Source organism: Paenibacillus rigui (assembly GCF_002234615.1).
In the GTDB taxonomy this organism is placed as follows: Bacteria; Bacillota; Bacilli; order Paenibacillales; family NBRC-103111; genus Paenibacillus_S; species Paenibacillus_S rigui.
In genome coordinates this window covers 75858-97322 of record NZ_NMQW01000014.1, presented here as the reverse complement: position 1 = coordinate 97322, position 21465 = coordinate 75858, and the positions used below count along the sequence as shown (strand labels likewise).

Sequence of the window (21465 nt, the reverse complement as noted above, 5' to 3'; positions counted from 1 at the left end):
ACCTCCACACTCTGTTGTGCCTAAGAATTTAATAAGTTTTCATATATATCTAAATAGACTTGTGAAGTCTTGTTTAAAGAAAATTTATCTTCAACAAACTCATATCCTTTGCGGGACATACTTTCTCTTAAAACCTTATTATTTATTAGTTCAATACAATAATCTGCCATACGTACACAATCATTTACTGGTGATAAAAAACCTGTTTTTCCATTATCAATAAGATCCGACCAACCAGGAACATCCGTAGCCACTATAGGTATTCCCAATGAAAGTGCTTCTAAACCTACAATAGGTAAGCCTTCTCTTAAGGAAGGTGCAAAGAAAACATGCATCTTCTCTTTCATAATTTGAGGAGCATTGTTACTGCTCCCTAAAAAGTCGATGTAACTATCAATACTCAGAGATCTCGCCAACAATTGTGCGGCTTTTAATAATGAGCCATCGCCTACCATAGTGAAATGCACATTTTTACATCTGGATAAAATAATATTTGCTGTTTTCACAAAATCAATTGGTTGTTTCTGTTCTTCCATTCTTCCAACAAAGCCAATTTCAATGATTTCATTTTCATTTTTTAACAAATAAGAAGTACTGTCATAACTTGTTGGAACTTCGATCCCATTTGGAATAACAGTTACGCGCTCAGCGGTTTCGCCATACTTTCTAATCATCGCTTCTTTTAAGTATGGTGTGATCACAACACGATGATCGAACCAATTTTTGTATCTAACACTATATCTAAAATAATCAAATGGTGCATATGGCTCCTCCATATGATTTAAATCAACTATCTTGGTATTAGCATTGCTTGTTTTTATAATTTCAGCTATCTGATAGCCCAACTGAGAATTTGACATTTGTACAATCTCAATTTTTTTTGCTTGTATATAATCATTTACATAATCAAGTAGTTCGTTCAATGAAATAAAGTTATTTCCTAGATGTGTTATATTTACAATTTTCTCTTTAAACCGGTAATGCCAAGGATGTTCATGATTCAACGTTGTGAATAAATGAACATCGTGTCCTTTTTCAATAAATTTTTGTATTAAATCGAGATTTACCTTATCAGCTCCTCCTACTACAAGCCATGGAACTATAAATAGGATGGAATTCTTTTTATTTAGGGGCAAATTAGTACTCATCACCTGAATATATCTTGAATTTCTTTTATAGGAATAATCCGTCTCAATTGACTGATCAATTTCATTTTTTTCAAGTACCTGGTCTTGTACTAGCTCTGTGTAACCTGTTTCTTCGTATTTAAAGATCTTTTTTATAATAGGTTTAATAAATCTCTTTAACTTTTCTTTATAAGTTGATGGCATTTTTGAAGCTAACCTAACGTACAAAACAAATATTTTCCATTTATAATATGATAGCTTCTGTTTCAACTTATACTTCAGTTTCTTTTTATTGTTTTTTTCAGATCCAAAATATTTGTCGAATATTTGTTTGTTCTTTTTCTGTATCTCTTTTAGCAGTATTTTCCTTCTATTATTATCCACTACTAACCTAGAAATATCATTTCTTCGATAAAAAAACAATGGTTCTCTTAACCAATAGCCTATATAGCCAGCTGCTCCAACTCTGATCCAAAAATCCCAATCCTCATAACCACTTAAAGCGACATCAAAACCTTTAACTTCTTCCCAAACTCGCCTTCTAATCATTGAAGAAACCACGATAAAATTATCTAATAGTAAATCTTCAAAACTATAAGGCTTAGCATGATAAACATCATCTCTTGCACCAAAGTGTTGAACGGAAGGGTACACAAATCCAATATTCGGGTATTTCATTAAAATCCATAAACATTTTTCAATATAGGTTGGATCAATTTTATCATCTGCGTCTAAAAAAAGAATAAATTCCCCTGTCGTAAGTCTAACTCCATTATTCCTTGCAGCTGCTGGCCCTTGATTAACTTGTGTAATAAACTTGACCTCTAATTGTTTAACAAGATACCCCTTTAAATCAAAAATACATTGTTGAGAAACACTATCGGTAGAACCATCATCGACAACAACTATTTCAAGATAGGGATAGGTACTTTGTTCAATGCTTTCAAGGGTTTCTCTTAAATAATGTCCTTGGTTATAGCAAGGAATTACTATAGATACTAACGGCTTTTCATCCATAACCATGCTCCATTTTATTTTGATTTATAATGATTTACTTAATTTACTTTTATAGCGATCTTAGGATTGAATATTATTTGACCTTCTTTCATAACTCTACCTTCTAATCTCATTAAATGGTTAGACTTTTCGATTACTTTCACTTCAATACATAAAGTATCGCCAGGTTGTATTGTTGTTTCCACTGATCCTAATTGAATATTAGTAATCTCTTTTGAAAGACCAGACAAATCACAAAATAACATCGTAGATTGATAAAGTGATTCAATAACAAGAAACAAATTGGATGAATAAAGTTTTGTATCTTTCTTCAAGAAAGACATATCAGATATTGAAACATTCTTCAATACGTATATATACTTACCGTGTTCAAAATACAAAATTTTATCCACCAAAATATTAGAAGTATGTGGTGCTAAAATATTAATAATATCATTATATGTGTACACTTAATCCTCCCCCAAATATACTTCCTCGATCATATTCACCATATTTGTAATAGTATAGTATTCTGTTACTAGTTTTTTCGCATTATTTGATAAAAATTGTTGAGATACTGTGTCATTTAATAATTTATCCAATGTATCTTTTAAAATAATATAATTTTTAGCTGGTACTAATAATCCGGTTTGACCATCTATAATTAAATCCATAGTTCCGGGTATTTTAGTGGCAACAACCGGAATCTCTGCTGACATAGCCTCAAGAATAGCATATGGCATCCCTTCCCATAAGGATGTACTAACAAAAATATCAAAGCAATGTAAATATTCTTTTACATTTTCAACCTCTCCAAGAAATTTTACTTTGTGGGCAATATTCAAACTTTTTATTAATTCATTAATTTCTTCCGTTAATGGACCTTTTCCCATAATAATTGCCATAAAATTGTTATCAACCATTTCATTTATTGCCCTGATGAACATCTCGGGATTTTTTTGTTCATCAATTCTACCTACAAAGCCTATTATCTTTTCACTTCCAATCCCACCTAAGTCCTTTAACCATTTTATTTTATTTAACTTATAATCAGGTATTATCTCCTCTACTCCATTAGGTATAATTACCAAACTTTTTTCACTTGCAATATTATATTTCAAAGCTTCTCGATACTCACCTTTTGAAACGCAAACTATTTTGGTTGTAATTCTTGCCATAAATCTTTCGATAAATGCATACACCAAATTTTTAATTTTAGGATTGAAATCATTAAATGAGAAGGCATGAGGTGTGTATATTATTTTTTTATGTCTTGTTAAAATACCTGCTATTCTGCCTAGAACACCTGCTTTAGAACTATGGCAATGAATAACATCAAACTTATTTTTTTTAAAAAACCAAATAAGCATTATTAAACTTATTAAATCCCTAAAAAAAGAAATATTTCGAACAATATTGATAATTATCAACTTATTTCCACGGAAATCATTCTCATACTTGAGCTTAGGATTTTTAATAGATGATAACACAAAGGTTTGTTGAAAAAGATCCCGATCCAAACCTTTGGCTAGTTGTATTAAGTGAGTTAAAACTCCGCCCGAAGTTGCCTCACTTACATGACATATTTTCATTTTAGGAAACACAGTTCTCACCTCTCTCCTAGAGATGAGTACAAATGGGAATATTGACCTATCATCCTATCTAAAGAAAACTCATTTTCCAGACTAATCATCGCTTTTCCAATTATCCTGTCATATAATTCTGTATTTCTCATCAAATGATCTAATTGAATAACATAATCCTCCATATTGTTACACAATATACCCGTTTCCTCATGAATTATTAAGTCGTTCCACCCTGCAACATTAGATGCTACAACTACGGTGCCTGAATTCATTGCTTCAAGCCCAATCATTGGCAGTCCTTCCCTCATTGAAGGCATCAGCAGCACATGTGATTCTGTTAAAACCTTTTGTACTTGATTAGTAAAAGGAAATAACTTGACAACGCTGCGTAGTCCCCACAAATTGATATAAAATCCAACTTTTCTTCTAAGTTCTCCATCACCATACATATGAAACTGTATCGGAACATCTTTAAATTTTGACTTAAACCTTTTAGCAATCTTCAAAAAAATTAAAGGTTGTTTTTGTTTGGCTAACCTAGCAATAAACACAACTGTAAATACATTGTTTTTTTGGTAACGATTACCTATACTTATTTCAAACCCATTAGAAATTTTTACAATCTTCCCTTTTTTTTGAGGGCACTTTTCAACTAATGTCTGTGCTTGCGATTCTGTTAACACTACAGTTTTTCCAATATATTCACTGTAGTGCACAGAAAAATCAAAATAATCCCATTTAGACCACGGTTCTTCCATATGGAGAGTGTCAAAGATATTAATATTAGGAAAATCACGCTTAATAAATGGTAAAATATTATAACCAAATTGACTGTTTGAAATGTGGATCGCACTTACATCATAGCTCTCAATTAATGTCTTCAAAAATAAGTATCTATCATTATTTGTTTTTAAGAAGCTATCTAAATGGTAAATCCTTTTTACAAATGGTTGGAATAAGTTCACCCATGGATGTCCTTCGGAAGATTTGGTTGTTGCAATTATAAAGTCATATTTATTATATAAGGATTTTACGATTTGATAGAAAACAGTCTCCACACCACCTACATGTAGCCAAGGTAATAAAATAAGGATAGTTTTTCTTGTAATAGAAATCGAGATAGATGAAGGGGGAGTCACTTTTTTTATTTGCAAATCCATCTTGAAAATTTTATTCTTATCCTTAAAAATCACTTTTTTTATGCATTCTTTTATAAAGAACGGGCTAACTTCGTAAAGAGATCTCTTAACAAGGCTTGAATATATCATTTTCCTTCTTTGAAGTTCTAAAAAAAGAAACACAATAAACTGAATGGTAATAAACCTATAGATGTCCTTATGTTTTTTCCTAATCGTATTTTTCAAAATTTTATTTTTCTTTTTTGATCCTTCCAACATACTGCCTTTATGTTTACGATAATAGAAAAGAGGCTCATTTATATGGTAACCAGAGAAGTTTGCCTTACCGAGCCTCAGAATAAATTCCCAATCCTCATATCCATCACGCATTGATTCGTCATATCCACCTACTTGCTCCCAGCATTGTTTTCTCATAACAATTGTCGCTGGGACCACATTTCTAAATTTCAAATATTGTAGGGGTGCCTCAAAAGTCCTCCACATTTTACTTACTTCTCCGAAAAGTTGGACTAAGGAGAAAATATATGAGTAATCCGGCTTATTTTCAAGAATCCACACTGCTTTTTCAATAAAGGTTTCGTCAATCTTATCATCCGCATCCAAAGTCAATATATATTTTGCATTTGTGCTCGAGATCCCTGTATTTCTAGCCGCAGAAAGCCCTCCATTAGTACGCGTAACTACTCTTATCTTATTTATTTTTACAATTTTCTCTAGAGTCTTTAAAGTATATGGATCAGTTGATCCATCATCTACTATAACGATCTCAAAGTTTTCATAAGTTGAAATAAGTACACTATTAACGGCTTCTTCGAGATACTTTCCATAGTTATAACAAGGAATAACAATACCGACTAATGGAACCATACACTCCTCCATTATTCTCTTTTATTTTAAAATAAAGTTGTTATTCTCATAAATAGTTGAGATATATTTCAAGAGTTCTTCTCTAAGCTCCGGTCTATTTAGAGCGAAATCAATTGTTGTTTTAATAAATCCCATCTTCTCACCCACATCATATCTGACACCTTCAAAATTATAGGCGTATACTTCTTCAAGGTCTGTCAGTTTTGAAATAGCGTCAGTAAGTTGAATCTCCCCACCCGTTCCTTCATCTTGTCTATCTAGTATATTAAAAATTTCAGGTGCTAAAATATATCTACCCAGAATGGCTAGGTTTGATGGTGCCAATTCTTTTTTTGGTTTTTCCACCAAACTAGTTACGGAATAAATCCTATCAGCAACATCCCTACCGTTGACAATTCCATATCTCGAAACCTCATCGTAAAGAACTGGCTGCACTCCAATAATTGATGCTTGGAGTTCTTCATACAACTCTATCATCTGCTTAAGACATGGTTTCTTCGCCTGAACAATATCGTCACCTAATAAAACAGCAAATGGTTCGTCACCAATAAACTTACGAGCACACCATACAGCATGCCCTAACCCTTTTGGCTCTTTCTGTCGGATATAATGTATGTCAACCATTTTAGAAGGCTTTTGTACTTCATCGAGTAATTCGAACTTTCCTTTTGCAAATAAATTCTGCTCTAGCTCTAAATAATTGTCAAAATGATCCTCAATAGCTCTTTTACCTTTACCTGTGACAATAATAATGTCTTCAATTCCAGATTCTACTGCTTCTTCTACTATATATTGAATTGTAGGTTTATCAACGATTGGCAGCATCTCTTTTGGCATAGCTTTCGTTGCAGGAAGAAACCTCGTCCCTAGTCCAGCGGCTGGAATTATCGCTTTACGCACTCTTTTTTTCATATCTTCTGAGTCCTCCCCCATTATCTTGTTAATTAAAATATACATGAAAACAAAGAAAATGACGAATTCTCCCGGTTTCATTTTATCAGATGAAATTTTCGTTTACTAGAAGTAGATATATCCTTCACATTTTAATATACCCCATTTTTTACATAAAAACCAACCTATAGTAAACTACAAAAGTAGGATTGCCCTCTTCTTTGTGGTAAGATAATGTCGATATATAGATTAAAAAGGAGACTAAAAATGAATACCAGTAAAGTTAAACATCGCTATTCATCAAGTCCTACAAAGTCACAGTCAGGTGACAAGAGTTCTCTACTTTTTTGGATAATGCTATGTGTTACGCTCATTTTTCTTGTTTGGGCCCCCTTTCAAAAGGCACTATTTAATGGGAATACTTCAGATTTTGAAAGACCACTCTACTCTTTTCTCTTATGGGGTGCAATCCTTCTTTTTACAGTAGCCATTTATGGCTACTATCATTGGAAATTTAATAATATATCTGGTGTTGTAGCTATTTGTATATGGTTAATACCTTTAACTTATTTAATCTCAATGTTCAGTGCTGCTTCACATTATTTTTCCTTTAATATGCTGTTGATTCAAGTTACTTATACCTCTTTTTTCTTGCTTGGTTACTTTATTTCAAAGGAAAAAATGGGATCACGAATACTTATTAATGGTATTATGATTGCTGGCTATATTATTGTTTGGTTCGGCTTGCTTAATTGGTTTGGAAACAAAGAATTTGCATACGGGCTTGTTAAATGGTTTGCACCTGGTATGGCCTCAAATGTTTATCAAGATGCAATTATGTCGGATGCTAGTGGTGTTAGGCTTACTTCTGTCTTTCAATACGCTAACTCCTATGCTGCTTTATTGATAGCTCTTCTTATTGGAGCCATTTATTTAGTTTCCATTTCGAAGAAATGGTTCGATACTTTGTTTCACTCTTTTATGATTATTCCGATACTCATATCATTTTTAGTTACTTTATCTAGAGGTGCTTATGTTATATTACCTCTTGTTCTTCTTGCGATTTTTTTAATTCTTAAGCCTTATCGCCAGTTATTAATGATCTTGTATTTAATTATTGGTGTTATTTTTACTTTCATTATATTAGGTAAAGTAACAGATATCGGAGTTCAGCTATCTAAGGAGTATAATAGCTCATTATCTCTTCAAGGATGGGCGGCACTACTCATCATGTCGATATGCCTTTCTACTGTATTTATCTTAGTCCAAAGGTTCTTATCGTCGAAATTTGAACTAAAATTATCCAGGATTTCAGATGTTCGTTTTTCAAATTTATTTATCCCAGTTGGGGCAATAGTTATCGGAGCATTAGGTTTATTTTTATTACTGGGAAATACCGGAGTATTGAATTTACTTCCAGATAACTTGAAAAATAGGATTGAAACAATCAACTTCCAACAAAATAGTGTTATTGAACGAGGCACTTTTTATATTGATGCTATTAAACTATTTAAGGATTATCCCGTTACTGGTGCAGGTGGTGGCGCTTGGGCCGCTTTATATGAAAAATATCAGAACAATCCATATGTAAGTAGACAGGCACATAATTTCTTTTTGCAATATCTGGTTGAGGTTGGATCACTCGGATTCTTGATTTTTATAATTATTTTAGGAATAGTTCTATACCTTTTTATTCGTAACCATTTTAAAAATAATGAGGATACTCCCCGGTTTATTTTTATTATAATAGCAGCATCTTTACTAATTCATAGTATGATAGATTTTGATCTTAGCTTTGTTTATTTAGGTGTCCTTTTGTTTATTTGTTTAGGAGCAATGATATCTGATTTAAAAGTAGGTCTTCTTAACAAGCAGTGGACATTTACTAATAATCTTAAATGGATTTACCCATCTATACTATTAATCATTTCCCTGGTCACGTTCTTTAATGCAGCACAGTTGCTAAATGCAAACAGCAACTTTAGAGCTGCTCAAGCAGCAGTCCAGAGTGATAAGTCGACCATCAATGATATCCTTACTCCGGTTAATAATGCATTGAAGCAGCATCCTAACCATCCGGATTATGCATCATTTAAGGCAGATATTCTTCTACAAGCCTATGACCAGTCCAAAGATGAACGTTTTTTCAATGATGCGGTTACTCTGATCCAACAAACTAGAGAAAAGGAACCTCACAATCGATATCTTATTGATAAAGAAATTTATACATTAACAGTTAAAAATCAATTTACCAAAGCTTACGAGTTAATTAATAATGAGATAGGCAACTTCCCTTGGGATATTACGCTATATGAGAAAAGTATCAATCTTGCATTCAGTTTAGGCGACCAGGCACGTACCAGCAAAAATACGGCTCAAATGAACCACTATTATGATGATGCCATTGCTACGTACAGCAAGATTCTAGATAAAACGAAAGTACTAGAAGCACTGCCTAAAGAGCAGCAGCAAGGGCGTGCATTTGGTTTAACGAAAACAATGGCATTCACTTTAGGACAAATCAAATATATTCGAGGCGACTACGCGGCGGCTGAAAACTTCCTGAAGTTCCAAATCAATGATCAGTTCGATGATCAAATGAATAAACAAATGGTCAGATGGTACCTGGCCTCCCTCCAAAAGCAAAATAAAAACGATCAAGCATTGTACGACAAGCTGATCGCCAAAGATGCCAAAGAACGGGATGAAATAAATAAATTGGTAAGTGCAACTTTTTAAACCAACCTGCGTCTTATATAAAGAAAACATCATACCCAAAGCTTCCCATTTATGTCGATAGGTGGATAGGCTTTGGGTTCTGTTTTTCCATACAAGCCGAAAAGGAGGTGAATTAGCATAATGGCTACTCGTTTCTCAGAGAGGTTTACCAAAAATAGAGATAGGATTAATAGGAGGGAAACCCCGGTGCAAAATCATACTTTCATTCAAAAGATTTCCGCAATGCTATCTATCATGCTTGTCGTCGCTGTGATGGTACCTGTGCTCGCTTTTGCAGCTTCCGCAACTGTAGGCTTCTCGCAGGTTACATACAAGAATGGGTCAGTTTACGGAACGGTTTACTCTAATGTTTACGCTAATGGCGTTAACGATGCGGTCTATGTTAATGTGTATGACAGCAATAAGAATCCGCTTTCCGTTGCAAAGGCAACCTATTCCGCTTCAAAGGACGGCCTTTATTATTACAGCTTTACGAAAGATGCACTTGGTGGCTACAGCTACGTAAACGTGAGCGGCAATGTGTATGATGAAGGCGTATCTGTTGGCAGCTCCGTATACCAAGTTGTCTATGATACGACATCAAGAAGCAATAACAGCAGCCGTAGTGGTAGCGGCGGTGGCGGTGGTGGAGCCATCTCTACGGACGGAACCATTTCAGTAAGCAGTGACGGTTCTGTAGACGCTAACACCCTTTCCAATGCCTTGACCAGCCACGATACCGTTACATTGAAACTGTCGGGTGACTTTGCTCTTATCCCTGCTTCTGCAATAGTTGATGCAGTGAAGGACGGCAAAACAATCATCGTTATAAACGATAATGGTTCCATTACGCTTCCTCTCTCCATTCTGAACCTTGATAATTTGGCCAAGGCTCTGGATGTAGAAGTAAAGGATCTGAAAATTAAAGTTTCCGTTGCAAAAGTAAAAAGTGAAACAGCAGCAGCGGTTAAAGCGGCGGCAGAAGCATTGGGCGGTACTCAAGTGGCTGATGCTGTGAACTTTGATGTAGAGGCTGTTGGAAAAAACAATCAAACCGCAGCAATTAGCTTCGGTTCCACCTATGTAGCTCGTACGCTGAAAGTGACAAGCTCGGTGAATTCCAAGCAAGCCACTGGTGTTTTGTACAATCCAGCAGTGAAGAAGCTTAGCTTCGTACCTTCGACCTTCTCAATGGTGGATGGCTCTACGGTAGCAACGTTGAAGCGGAACGGCAGCAGCATCTACACGGTAGTTCAATCGAGCAAAAGCTTCGCTGATGTTGCTAACCATTGGTCCAAAGCCGATGTGGAGCTGCTGGCTAACAAGCTGGTGGTTGACGGCGTTACAGACACGACATTCCAGCCAGACCGCAACATCACGCGTGCAGAATTCGCAGCACTGGTAGTTCGTGCGCTTGGTCTGTCGTCTTCCTCTGCTGCAAACCAATTCTCCGATGTGAAATCCGGCTCCTGGTATGCGGAAACCGTGGCGACAGCCGTGAAAGCAGGCATCATCGACGGCTACGAGGACGGTACATTCCGCCCAGACGCCCAAATCACTCGCGAAGAACTGGCGGCCATGTCCATCCGTGCTTTGAATTATGCCGACGTCGCAACGAATGTTTCTGATCCACAAAGCGTACTTAGCAAGTTCAAAGACGCTAAAGATATCGTGTGGGCTCAAAAAGAAATCGCTGCAGCCATCAATTCCGGTTTAATCAATGGCTTGACGGATACGACTATCGGTTCTGCTGAGCAAGCGACTCGTGCACAGTCGGCTACTATTCTTAAACGATTGTTGAGCACAGCTCGTTTTATTGATTAAGACAGTAACTCAAAAACGAAGCAAAAGGGACTCGGTACCTAGGTATCGGGTTCTTTTTGCTTCGTTTTTTTGAAGCAGTGCCAAATAGTACTATTTGGTATCGTTTTTTTTCATAGGACTACTATCCTAAATAGAAAAAAGATGGTACATTTAAATGCGTATTTACTAGATTTTAATAATGTTAAGGAGTGAAATGGCAGTGAAATCAGCTTTTTTCAAAAAGACGGCTCAATTGCTCGTAACGATGCTGCTTGTAACAGCACTGGTCCCTGTTCTTGCTTTCGCAGACACAGCTTCCAGCGATGCAGCAGAATCGGTTACGACTACCGATAGTGTTTACACCGATGTAAATACTACAACTACAAATAGCGTATATACAGATGTATACAGCTTTGAGGACCTTCAAGATCACTGGGCCAAGTCCGATGTGCAGTATCTTGTAAGCAAAAAAATCATCAACGGCGTGAGCGAGACTTCTTTTGCTCCTGAGCGTGATATCACGCGTGCAGAATTTGCCGCTTTGGTTGTCCGTGCTCTTGGCTTGACGGATGCAGGCGCTGCATCTGCCAGCTTTACTGACGTAGCTTCGGATGCATGGTACGCAAGCACAGTAACAGCTGCAACTTATGCAGGCATTATCAATGGTTATGACGATAATACATTCCGTCCGGATGCCAAAATCACTCGCGAAGAACTCGCTGCTATCGTGATTCGTGCTTTGGACCATGCGGATGTAGCTACGAACATTTCCAACCCTGAGGATGTGCTGAAGAAGTACACCGATTCCGGCAACATCAGCTGGGCTCAAAAAGAGCTTGCTGCTGCAATCAATATCGGTTTGATCTCCGGTATGACAGAAGATACACTGGCTCCAGAAGCTCAAGCTACAAGAGCACAAGCTGCTGTCGTTCTGAAAAGAGTACTGGGTATCCTGAGCCTGATTAAATAATAGGGCGTAAAAAATCCCCCGATCCTCTCCCTAGTGGAAGTTTCGGGGGATTTTTCATTATCATCGCTTCGCTTCCTTATGAATGGCCGCATAGAGCTTCATCCAGGCCGGCGAGGCTCCTCGAAGCTTAGGATTGCTCTCTAACTCAGCAGGCAATGGAGCAGGCGGCTCCGTCCCTTTCCCCTTGCGCGTGATATGCGGCTTCTTTTTCCCTGCAGCATCTTCCGATCCCGGCCCGTCTATTTGGCCAACGCTATCCTGTCCAGCAGTCGCAGGACTTACTCCCGTTCGCTGCTTTTGCTCATCCACAACCCGCTTCGGCATGTTGCTCTGCACCTCACTTTCCCATCCATTCCTTTCTTAAAACGAACAAATCCTTCAGCTCCTCAGTGGACATCTCCGTCACCCAGTTCTCGCCGCCTCCTACGATCTGGTCACTAAGCCCTTGCTTACGCTCAATCATCTCATCGATCCGTTCCTCCAACGTCCCGAGCGCGACAAATTTGTGCACCTGAACATCTTTGGTTTGTCCGATACGGAATGCACGGTCCGTCGCTTGGTTCTCCACAGCCGGGTTCCACCAGCGATCAAAATGAAATACATGATTCGCCGCAACCAGGTTCAAGCCGGTCCCTCCCGCCTTCAAGGATAAGATGAAAATACCGCATCGTTCCTCTTCGGGAAGCGAAGCATCCTGAAACCGGGTTACCATCTCATCGCGCTTCGCCTTGGGAACCCCGCCGTGCAGAAACTGTACCGGCTCTCCCCGCTCCAGTTCAATGAGCTGCTGAAGTATGTGCCCCATTTCGACAAATTGGGTGAAAATCAAGCAATTGTCGCCCTCCGCTCTCAGCTCATCAATCATCTCAAGCAGACGGAGCATCTTGATCGATCGTTCCTTCGCATGCTCATCGATCGCCATTTCTTTAAGCAGCAATGCCGGGTGGTTGCATATTTGCTTCAGCTTCGTCAAAGTGGAAAGGATGAGTCCTTTTTTCTCCATGCCTGTCAGCTTGTCGATTTTCTCCATCAAATTCCGGACCACATTCTCATACAGAGCCCCCTGCTCGGGAGTCAACGCAACGTACGCCTTCATCTCATTTTTATCGGGAAGATCCAGCTGGATCGCCGGGTCCTTTTTCTCTCTGCGCAATAGGAAAGGCTTAACCAGCTTCTGCAGCTGAAGAATACGGTCCTCATCACGCGTTTTTTCAATCGGATTGACATACTGATATCCAAACTGGCGCTGATTCCCCAAATATCCGGGATTGATAAAGTCGAAGATGGACCACAGCTCGTTCAAACGGTTTTCGATGGGAGTGCCGGTCAGAGCTATTTTGTGGTCGCCCTCTAGGCGCCTAACGGCCGAAGACTGCTTCGTATAGGCGTTCTTTATGTTTTGTGCTTCATCGATGCAAATGACATCCCAGCGAACGCTCATCAGCTCCTCCTCATCCATTTGGGCGAGAGGGTACGACGTCAGAACCAGATCCATCGATTGAACCTCTGCGGAAAAAGCACCCTCCTTGGCCCGCTGCGGGCCGTAATGCAAGTGCACTCTCAGCGTTGGTGCGAAACGAGCGAGCTCCTTCTGCCAATTACCCAGCACAGAGGTCGGACAGATTAACAGCGCAGGAGAGACCGGCAATCCCTTCTTCGCTTTACGGGAAGCAGCCTCTCTCGTATGAAGCAAGTAGCTGATAAACTGCACCGTCTTGCCGAGTCCCATATCATCCGCCAAGCAGCCGCCCAGCCCGAGCGAACGCAGAAACAGCAGCCACGAGAAGCCGTCCTGCTGGTAGCTCCTTAGCTCCGCCTGCAAAGACGGAGACGGCTTTACGATAGGAATGCGTCCCGCCTGCTGAAGCTGAAGCATCAGCTTGTGCAAATGCTCATTCAGCTCCATATGAATCTGGAGTCTTCCGGCATCGGATTGGTTATCATCGCCCGTACCCGGCTCTCCCTCACCGTTCCCCGGTCCAAGCAGATGAAGCTCCAGCACATCACGGAAATAAAGCCCGCGTCTTTTCTCCACCTGCTTCATCGTCTGCCGAACCTGCTCCAGGAAGGCCGGGTCCAGCTGTACCCATCTGCCGCGGATAAACATGAGCCGCTTTTTATCAGCTGCCATCTGCATGAACTCCGCTTCCGACAAATCAACATCCCCGAGGGCTACCTTCCAGTCAAAATCGATCAGCTGGCCGAGTCCGACCAGGGAACCCTCACCTGTGCTGCTGCCTGTCGATTTCACCTGGGCCTTCAGCTTGGGCTTCGCCTTCATCAAATCGTCCCACCACGATGGAAGCCAGACAGAGAATCCCGCCTGCAGCAGCTTCAAGCTGCTGTTATCCATGAACTCCCACGCCTGATCATCCGTCAGCTCCGTTAACAGCTGATCCGGCCTTGTCTCATCACGCAGAATAGGGACGATGCGCAGCCAAGCCTCCACGTCCTTCTCCAGCTTTTCGCTGAAATGCTCCAGCCAGTGCGCAGGCAGATCGGAGGGCCTTAATCGCGGACCAATTTCACGCAGCAGGCTCGGGTCGTGCTTGTCCTGGGCAATGATTTTCAACCGCCAATTGTCCTCGTCCTCCATCTCCATCTCAGGATCCTGACCAACCATAGGCTCAATCAGCTGGAGACAAAGCCGGAATGGTGTGTTGTCTTGCGTCCAGCCGATAGCCTGAAGCCAATCCTCCTCACTCATCCATTCCAAATCCTCACAAGAACCTTGCTCATCCGCAGTCGAACCCTTACTTACGTGCTGCAGCAGCACATGCTTGTCCCGAAGCTCATTCCAAGCACTGTGTGGCCCGCCCTCCTGCTCGATCAGCTCCTGTACAGCTTGCTCGAACCACTTCTCGGTATCGTACCATCCGATCTGAGCCGATTCGGAACGCAGCTCAGCGTAAGCTCGTTTTTCCTCCGCCGGCAAAAGAAGACGCCAGCCCCAGCCTCCCTGCTTCCAGGCGTCAAAAGAAGGAACATACCAGCCATGTGCCAAGGCTTGCTTGAAGCAGGACGCCAGCTTGCGCAGCAGCTCGGCCTCCGGGCTCCACACGATTTTTCCATGCAAAGAGGTTGCATCCGAACCCAAATAATGCAGCGCCATATAGGGCGAAAGCAGCCAGCCAGCCTCCTGTTCCGCAAGCGTGGTTCCGTAGTGGGACGGCACATGCCAGGTAAACAGACGGATTTTGACAATATGCGGATGCATGTCCCTCTGCTCTTCCCCATAGCCGCGAAGCAGGAACTGCCCCTCCTCCCGTCGTTCCACATGAACATACAGCGTTTCGAGTACATCGATCATAGCAGCTTTCCTTTCCGCAGCTCTTCCTGAAAAGCACGGTACCGGGAATACTGCTTGCTGATTTGTTGAATATACTGCTCACAGCGTTCAGGCTCCTTTAAACGCTTGCAGAGAGCTGTCAGCTTTTTGAGCAGCCGGACCGCGGTCTTATAGGATGTGCGATTTTTCTCAAGTACGGACCGCTCTACGGCAAAATGGTACATAGGCAGCAGCAATCGTCCATCATAAGCCTCTACCTGCTTAAGCTCAGCCGCACTAAAATGGGAAGGCGACCGCATGAAAATAATATTGATATCGACCCATTCCTGAAACCGCTGCTGCTCAAACAGCATACGCGCATAAAAAGGATAGCTTTCCGGCAGCATGGACCGAATCACGCTTTGCCATTCCCGTTCCAGCTCCAGATGCTTGACCGCCTCCAGCCAATAGGCAAAATACCGATCCATCATGGCACCACCGGAAGTTTTGATAATCGGGACAAGCCAGTGAAGCCATTCCACAAGCCGATCCCAATCCTTATCCGACACGAAGCCCTCGAGTAGAGAAAAAATGAGCACTGTTCCTTGTCCGCTGAGCTCTTCCTCAAGCCATTGACGTGCTCGACGATCATTTCGATCCAGCACATCAAAAAAGGCTCTGCTCACCACGAGCGCATCTCTACACGCAGGAAATAGCCGCTGGTTCGCCAGCGCTTCGGAGATACGGGCCCGTTCATGTTCCCGCAAAGCCGGATGAATGAGCAATTTGCGCCAAATCAGGCTGTAGACGTCGTCCCAAGGCATCGAAGATTTATGCTCCGGGAATGCATGCTCGCTTAAGTATTGTACCGTGGCTTGAAGCAGCTCCGGATACCGTTCCTGAGCCTCCATTCGGTTCACTCGCTGGACCATGTCCGTCATCACTTGCAAGCATTGCTCGGCTATGTCCGTGAAAATTCGGGCATAACCAAAAAGCCTGTAATAATGCTGGCGCATCATCTCCGCACGAAGCTCGTCCACCCGCTTCATCACGAATAAAACGACATGCATGCCGTACAGCAACCGACGCGTGCTCTCCCAGCCAGAGGCAAAGGGAAGAAACCATTCCATTACCTGGGTGAACAGTTCCTCCATCTCACGGCCGTTTTCGTACATAGAGAAATGCTCAAACTGCTTCTCAAAATAGCGATGCCAGTCGGCTGCACTGCCTTTCTCCTTGGGAGTGGCCCTGCTTCCTCCCGACTTCTTTGCAAGAGCTGCCGAAGGAGCCTTCTCCATATCAGCAGTAGATTCATTGCCGCTTAAGGATTGACCAGGTGGGCGGACCTCCGCAGAAGCAGCGCTCTCCTGGATCCCCAGCTTGATTTGAGGCTTCAGACTGGAAGACGAAGCCGCTTTTCCTCCAGCTGTTTCTACCTCTACCTCCACCTGCTCTGAGAGCAGCTTCGGGGTTGGTGACAGCAGCTGCTTCGGCTGAAGGCCCGCGCGGTAGCTCGCTTCATACAAGATAGCGGCCATATGCTTGCAATATTCATCATGCGGACAATTGCAGCGGCTATTGCGGAACTGTTTCAAATCCAGCTTCACAAAATATTTGACCGAGCCATATACGACAGCCTTAATGATGGACTCACTTTCGGCTTGGAATTGTTCGATCGTATCGTCTTTATAATATTGCCAACCTCGTTTGAGGATCGTTTGAGAGAAATAGGGACGTATCCGCTGAATAAGTTCTTGATAAGTCAGGCTGACCATCGACTGCCTCCATGAAACATAATAATATGCTTATTATATCATAGGAGGGTTGCTTCGTTGATGCAGTTATCCGACACACGCTTATTTCCAGGCTTTTGCTTCGATATGCTTTTTCCTTCGGAACAGCTTCTTAAGCAGTCCTTCTTCCTTCTTTTCAACGAGAATTTGTTTTACCCCGCGGATGAGCAGCCTGTACCTCATTTCATCCTCATAGCTCATCTTCCTTAGCTGTTTAAAATATGTATCATCCATTAAAATCTCCTCCATTTGGTTGAACTCGGCTATGGTCATACCATCGCCAATAAACAAGTTTGCAGGTGTTTTTGTTAAGTATCATGCTCCTCTACCAATGAAATAGTTCTCAATACCCATATTATACAGGACTATTCTCACAAAAAACTCACAAAAGAATGATTTTTGTCGGAATCTGTAAAAAAAGTGCTGAAGAGTTGGAACTAAGAACACTTGTGTCATAAGTACGGACTCAACAGCATTAAGAAATCATTGGACTCCATGACTAGTGCACAGAAAAAAGACAATGGAAAGTATTACGGAAAGTTGGTTCAATGGACTGGAGAATTTTATAATGTCCGGGATGGTTTACTTCATACAAGAAAGATAAGTATATTGAGGTAAGATTCAGAATCTATTTTTTAATGCTATCTTGAAAACCTTCGGAATCAATATCCATGCATGACAAAAGTATGCTCATCTAAGCTTTGAAGGTCTACTGTGAAATCAAACTCGATTTTGTTGACTGAACTACGCAACCCTTAATAAAAATAGGCTTCTCACAGAGTTCGATCTGAACTCGTGAGAAGCCTATTTTGTGTGGTCAAACAGCGTTTCCGCTCATGAAAACCCTTGATGCATAAGGACGTTGCGCCCTTATTACATCATGCCGCCCATACCACCCATGCCGCCCATATCAGGCATAGCTGGTTTGTCTTTTTCCGGTTTGTCAGCGATAACCGCTTCAGTTGTCAAGAACATAGCTGCAACGGAAGCTGCGTTTTGCAATGCGGAACGAGTTACTTTCGCAGGGTCAACGATACCGGAGTCGAACATGTTCACCCATTCGCCAGTCGCTGCATTGTAGCCGATACCTACTGGCTCTTTTTTCAGGCGCTCAACGATAACGGAGCCTTCTTGACCTGCGTTAGCCGCGATTGTACGTACAGGCTCTTCCAGGGAGCGAAGAACGATGTTAACACCTGTTTGCTCATCGCCGGAAGCTTGAACAGCCGCTACAGCCGCGTATACGTTCACCAGGGCTGTACCACCACCGGATACGATACCTTCTTCTACAGCCGCACGAGTTGCGTTCAGAGCATCTTCGATGCGAAGCTTGCGCTCTTTCAACTCAGTTTCAGTAGCCGCACCGACTTTGATAACCGCTACGCCGCCGGACAATTTAGCCAGACGCTCTTGCAGCTTCTCTTTGTCGAAGTCGGAAGTTGTCTCTTCCAATTGGGCACGGATTTGGGAAATACGAGCGCCGATGTCTTTTTTGTCGCCGGAGCCGTCCACAACGATTGTATTTTCTTTGGTTACACGCACTTGACGAGCGGAACCCAATTGGTCTGGAGTTGTCGATTTCAGATCCAAGCCAAGCTCTTCCGTAATCACTTGACCACCAGTCAAGGCAGCGATATCTTGCAGCATAGCTTTACGACGGTCGCCGAAGCCAGGAGCTTTTACCGCAACGCAAGTGAATGTACCGCGGAGTCTGTTCACAACCAACGTAGCCAACGCTTCGCCTTCTACGTCTTCAGCGATGATCACGAGTGGTTTGCCTTGCTGTACGACTTTCTCAAGCACAGGCAGAATCTCTTGAATGTTGGAGATCTTTTTGTCTGTGATCAAGATGTATGGGTTATCCAATACAGCTTCCATTTTGTCTGTATCGGTAATCATGTAAGGGGAGATATAACCGCGGTCGAACTGCATACCTTCAACCACTTCAAGCTCAGTTGCAAAGCCTTTGGACTCTTCAACGGTGATAACGCCGTCTTTGCCCACTTTTTCCATAGCCTCTGCAATCAGTTGGCCCACTTCATCGTCAGCTGCGGAGATAGCCGCTACTTGAGCGATGGATTGTTTGCCCTCGATCGCTTTGGAGATGTTTTTCAGCTCTGCTACAGCCGCTTTAACCGCTTTGTCGATCCCTTTGCGGACAACCATAGGGTTAGCGCCTGCAGTAACGTTTTTCAAGCCTTCGCGGATCATCGCTTGGGCCAGAACCGTAGCTGTTGTTGTACCGTCACCGGCAACATCGTTTGTTTTGGTAGCTACTTCTTTAACCAGCTGCGCACCCATGTTCTCGAATGCATCTTCCAGCTCGATTTCTTTAGCGATCGTTACGCCGTCGTTCGTGATCAGCGGGCTGCCGAATTTTTTCTCCAGAACGACGTTGCGGCCTTTAGGACCCAAAGTAACTTTTACAGCATTAGCAAGTGCGTCCACGCCACGCAGCATCGAACGACGAGCTTCTTCACTGAACTTAATTTCTTTTGCCATGTGTGATACCCTCCCGAAAAATATGATTTATATTTAGAAACGTTCCGTTAATTGTCATAAGTAAAAGCTTCCACTCATAAAGTAGCTGCTAATGGACTAACCTAAGTATGGGCCTGCTAAATTAGGCTAAAACGGCAAGAATGTCGCTTTCACGCATAATCAGAAGCTCGCGGCCATCGTATTTCACTTCTGTGCCAGCGTATTTGGAGAAAATAATACGGTCGCCTTCTTTCACTTCCAACGGAATACGCTCTCCGTCTTTCAGAGTGCCGCTGCCTACTGCTACTACTTTACCCTCTTGCGGCTTTTCTTTAGAAGTCTCCGGAAGAAAAATACCGCTTGCTGTGGTTTCCTCCTTAGCAATGGCTTCAATGACTACGCGATCGCCTAACGGTTTGATCATGAGAAAATAGCCTCCTTTAGATTATGGTTGTTCGTTTGATCCGTTTCTGTTAGCACTCGAATATGTTAAGTGCTAACAACACTTATTATGATAATCAGTTTGTGTGAATTTTGCAAGTGGTTTTCAGGATTTTACCGATTTTTCACACCCCATACATTGTATCCATTCCAAATTTATATATACGACATGTCCATCCGGAAAAAAAATCCGCCTTCGCAGCAAGCAAAAGCTGTCAAAAGCGGACGTTATTTCGGACCGAACTCCTCTTCCCAGGCCTGATCCTTCAGCAGCTGCTTCCTGTAGATAACCCCGGAAAGCATGACGCTGAATTCATATAAAATAATCATAGGAATCGCCACGATAATGGCAGAAATGGCATCAGGCGGCGTAATAACCGCAGCTACGATCACCAAAATCATGTAAGCGTAACGGCGAATTTTGTGCAGCCGCTTCGGGTTCAAAATGCGAAGCTTGGTCAGGAACATGACCACAATCGGCAGCTCGAATACAAGGGCAATCGGAATTAAAATATTGAACATGAACGAAAAATATTGGGCGATCCCGTACGTTTCCTTCAGCTCCAGCTTCCCTGCAATGCCGGAAGTAAACAAAAATGCCATTTGGAACACAACGAAATAGCCGAAGGCCAGACCCAACAGGAACAATAAAAAAGCAAACGGAATAAATATAAGCGATGCCTTCTGCTCCTCTACCCGCAGTCCGGGCTTCAGAAATGCCCAAAGCTGGTACAGCGAAAAAGGCAGTGTAACAATAAGGCCTACGACAAGAGCAAAGCTCATGTACATCCGTAAAGGCTCCCAAGGGGAAAACGTATACCAGCCGATGTTGTTGGCCGGCGGTATTGTTTTGAGATAAGCAATGGCCGGCTGTGCGACGAACACACCGATGACCATCCCGATGATAAGGACGACCAGCACCCATATGATCCGTTTACGAAGCTCGCCCAGGTGCTCGACCAAGGACATCCCTTCATCCTTTTCCATGCAGTTTCACCAACTTAGCTTTGAATTAGTAAAGAAAAAAGATTGATCCGCCTTGTTCCCTACTCGGGCAGTCTGCGGGGATCTGCTGCAGGCTTAACCGGTTTGTCCTGCTGGGTATCGGTAGGATTTGCAGCTGCCGGCGCAGCCTGTTCCTTGGGCGCTGCCGACGCATGCTGGACGGTCCCGCTGGGCGCCACGGATGGTGTCACGTCTTTGCGCTCCGCTTCGGGAGGCGTACGAACGTCCTCCATCAGCTCGCGTGCGCCGTTCTTGAATTCACGCATGGTTTTGCCCAGGGAACGTCCAAGCTCCGGAAGCTTATGGGGTCCGAATATAACAAGAGCAACGATAGCAATAAGTAAAATTTCGGTAAAGCCCAAATTCCCGAACATAAAGGC

16 protein-coding genes are annotated in these 21465 nt (G+C 42.1%); 3 read left to right on the top strand and 13 right to left on the bottom strand.

Annotated elements, in window-relative coordinates:
• Positions 1 to 20: 20 nt before the first annotated feature.
• The 5 genes from CF651_RS10145 to galU are packed head-to-tail and all read right to left on the bottom strand — an operon-like array spanning position 21 to position 6627.
• A complete protein-coding gene (locus CF651_RS10145; RefSeq protein ID WP_179232755.1) occupies positions 21 to 2144 on the bottom strand; it encodes a glycosyltransferase in 2124 nt (707 codons plus the stop codon).
• A 38-nt stretch (positions 2145 to 2182) separates the two neighbouring features.
• Entirely contained in the window at positions 2183 to 2593 is a 411-nt protein-coding gene (locus CF651_RS10140; protein WP_094014736.1) for a hotdog family protein, read from the bottom strand.
• The gene (locus tag CF651_RS10135; protein ID WP_094014735.1) at positions 2594 to 3727 is read right to left on the bottom strand and encodes a glycosyltransferase family 4 protein; all 1134 of its coding nucleotides are present in this window, start codon (positions 3725 to 3727) and stop codon (positions 2594 to 2596) included.
• A 5-nt stretch (positions 3728 to 3732) separates the two neighbouring features.
• Complete coding sequence (locus CF651_RS10130) at positions 3733 to 5715, bottom strand: glycosyltransferase (RefSeq protein ID WP_179232754.1); 1983 nt, start codon at positions 5713 to 5715, stop codon at positions 3733 to 3735.
• A gap of 21 nt (positions 5716 to 5736) precedes the next feature.
• Positions 5737 to 6627, bottom strand: a complete 891-nt coding sequence (gene galU / locus CF651_RS10125) for a UTP--glucose-1-phosphate uridylyltransferase GalU (RefSeq protein ID WP_094014757.1) — start codon at positions 6625 to 6627, stop codon at positions 5737 to 5739.
• 246 nt (positions 6628 to 6873) lie between these two features.
• Here galU and CF651_RS10120 point away from each other — a divergent pair, with 246 nt between their 5' ends.
• The 3 genes from CF651_RS10120 to CF651_RS10110 all read left to right on the top strand — a co-directional run bounded on the left by CF651_RS10120 (position 6874) and on the right by CF651_RS10110 (position 12097).
• On the top strand, positions 6874 to 9345 hold the full coding sequence (locus tag CF651_RS10120) for a DMT family transporter (RefSeq protein WP_094014733.1): 2472 nt from the start codon (positions 6874 to 6876) through the stop codon (positions 9343 to 9345).
• Between the two features lie 186 nt (positions 9346 to 9531).
• Positions 9532 to 11148 (top strand): S-layer homology domain-containing protein, encoded by a 1617-nt coding sequence (locus tag CF651_RS10115; protein WP_342746568.1) that lies wholly within the window; start codon positions 9532 to 9534, stop codon positions 11146 to 11148.
• 199 nt (positions 11149 to 11347) lie between these two features.
• Positions 11348 to 12097, top strand: a complete 750-nt coding sequence (locus CF651_RS10110) for an S-layer homology domain-containing protein (protein WP_179232753.1) — start codon at positions 11348 to 11350, stop codon at positions 12095 to 12097.
• Between the two features lie 60 nt (positions 12098 to 12157).
• On the opposite strand, the gene CF651_RS10105 is transcribed toward CF651_RS10110, so the two are convergent.
• From CF651_RS10105 to tatA, 8 genes are all read right to left on the bottom strand, one after another.
• Positions 12158 to 12421, bottom strand: coding sequence for a hypothetical protein (locus tag CF651_RS10105; RefSeq protein WP_094014730.1), 264 nt, complete (start codon positions 12419 to 12421; stop codon positions 12158 to 12160).
• A 13-nt stretch (positions 12422 to 12434) separates the two neighbouring features.
• Entirely contained in the window at positions 12435 to 15407 is a 2973-nt protein-coding gene (locus tag CF651_RS10100; protein ID WP_094014729.1) for a DEAD/DEAH box helicase, read from the bottom strand.
• A complete protein-coding gene (locus tag CF651_RS10095; protein ID WP_094014728.1) occupies positions 15404 to 17140 on the bottom strand; it encodes an SWIM zinc finger family protein in 1737 nt (578 codons plus the stop codon). The genes CF651_RS10100 and CF651_RS10095 overlap by 4 nt, the downstream gene beginning before the upstream one ends.
• 81 nt (positions 17141 to 17221) lie before the next feature.
• Positions 17222 to 17392, bottom strand: a complete 171-nt coding sequence (locus tag CF651_RS32230) for a hypothetical protein (RefSeq protein WP_179232752.1) — start codon at positions 17390 to 17392, stop codon at positions 17222 to 17224.
• A gap of 639 nt (positions 17393 to 18031) precedes the next feature.
• The gene (groL, locus tag CF651_RS10090; RefSeq protein ID WP_094014727.1) at positions 18032 to 19660 is read right to left on the bottom strand and encodes a chaperonin GroEL; all 1629 of its coding nucleotides are present in this window, start codon (positions 19658 to 19660) and stop codon (positions 18032 to 18034) included.
• A gap of 121 nt (positions 19661 to 19781) precedes the next feature.
• A complete protein-coding gene (gene groES, locus CF651_RS10085) occupies positions 19782 to 20063 on the bottom strand; it encodes a co-chaperone GroES (RefSeq protein WP_094014726.1) in 282 nt (93 codons plus the stop codon).
• Between the two features lie 245 nt (positions 20064 to 20308).
• Positions 20309 to 21067 (bottom strand): twin-arginine translocase subunit TatC, encoded by a 759-nt coding sequence (gene tatC, locus CF651_RS10080; protein ID WP_094014725.1) that lies wholly within the window; start codon positions 21065 to 21067, stop codon positions 20309 to 20311.
• A 59-nt stretch (positions 21068 to 21126) separates the two neighbouring features.
• The gene (gene tatA, locus CF651_RS33135; protein ID WP_094014724.1) at positions 21127 to 21459 is read right to left on the bottom strand and encodes a twin-arginine translocase TatA/TatE family subunit; all 333 of its coding nucleotides are present in this window, start codon (positions 21457 to 21459) and stop codon (positions 21127 to 21129) included.
• Positions 21460 to 21465: the final 6 nt, after the last annotated feature.

Bases quoted from the DNA above. Each gene is read 5' to 3' on its own strand.
- CF651_RS10095 (WP_094014728.1), bottom strand. From the start codon at position 17,140: ATGGTCAGCCTGACTTATCAAGAACTTATTCAGCGGATACGTCCCTAT.
- CF651_RS10105 (WP_094014730.1), bottom strand. From the start codon at position 12,421: ATGCCGAAGCGGGTTGTGGATGAGCAAAAGCAGCGAACGGGAGTAAGT.
- CF651_RS10120 (WP_094014733.1), top strand. From the start codon at position 6,874: ATGAATACCAGTAAAGTTAAACATCGCTATTCATCAAGTCCTACAAAG.
- groES (WP_094014726.1), bottom strand. From the start codon at position 20,063: ATGATCAAACCGTTAGGCGATCGCGTAGTCATTGAAGCCATTGCTAAG.
- CF651_RS10130 (WP_179232754.1), bottom strand. From the start codon at position 5,715: ATGGTTCCATTAGTCGGTATTGTTATTCCTTGTTATAACTATGGAAAG.
- CF651_RS32230 (WP_179232752.1), bottom strand. From the start codon at position 17,392: ATGGATGATACATATTTTAAACAGCTAAGGAAGATGAGCTATGAGGAT.
- tatC (WP_094014725.1), bottom strand. From the start codon at position 21,067: ATGGAAAAGGATGAAGGGATGTCCTTGGTCGAGCACCTGGGCGAGCTT.
- CF651_RS10145 (WP_179232755.1), bottom strand. From the start codon at position 2,144: ATGGATGAAAAGCCGTTAGTATCTATAGTAATTCCTTGCTATAACCAA.
- galU (WP_094014757.1), bottom strand. From the start codon at position 6,627: ATGAAAAAAAGAGTGCGTAAAGCGATAATTCCAGCCGCTGGACTAGGG.
- groL (WP_094014727.1), bottom strand. From the start codon at position 19,660: ATGGCAAAAGAAATTAAGTTCAGTGAAGAAGCTCGTCGTTCGATGCTG.
- tatA (WP_094014724.1), bottom strand. From the start codon at position 21,459: ATGTTCGGGAATTTGGGCTTTACCGAAATTTTACTTATTGCTATCGTT.
- CF651_RS10100 (WP_094014729.1), bottom strand. From the start codon at position 15,407: ATGATCGATGTACTCGAAACGCTGTATGTTCATGTGGAACGACGGGAG.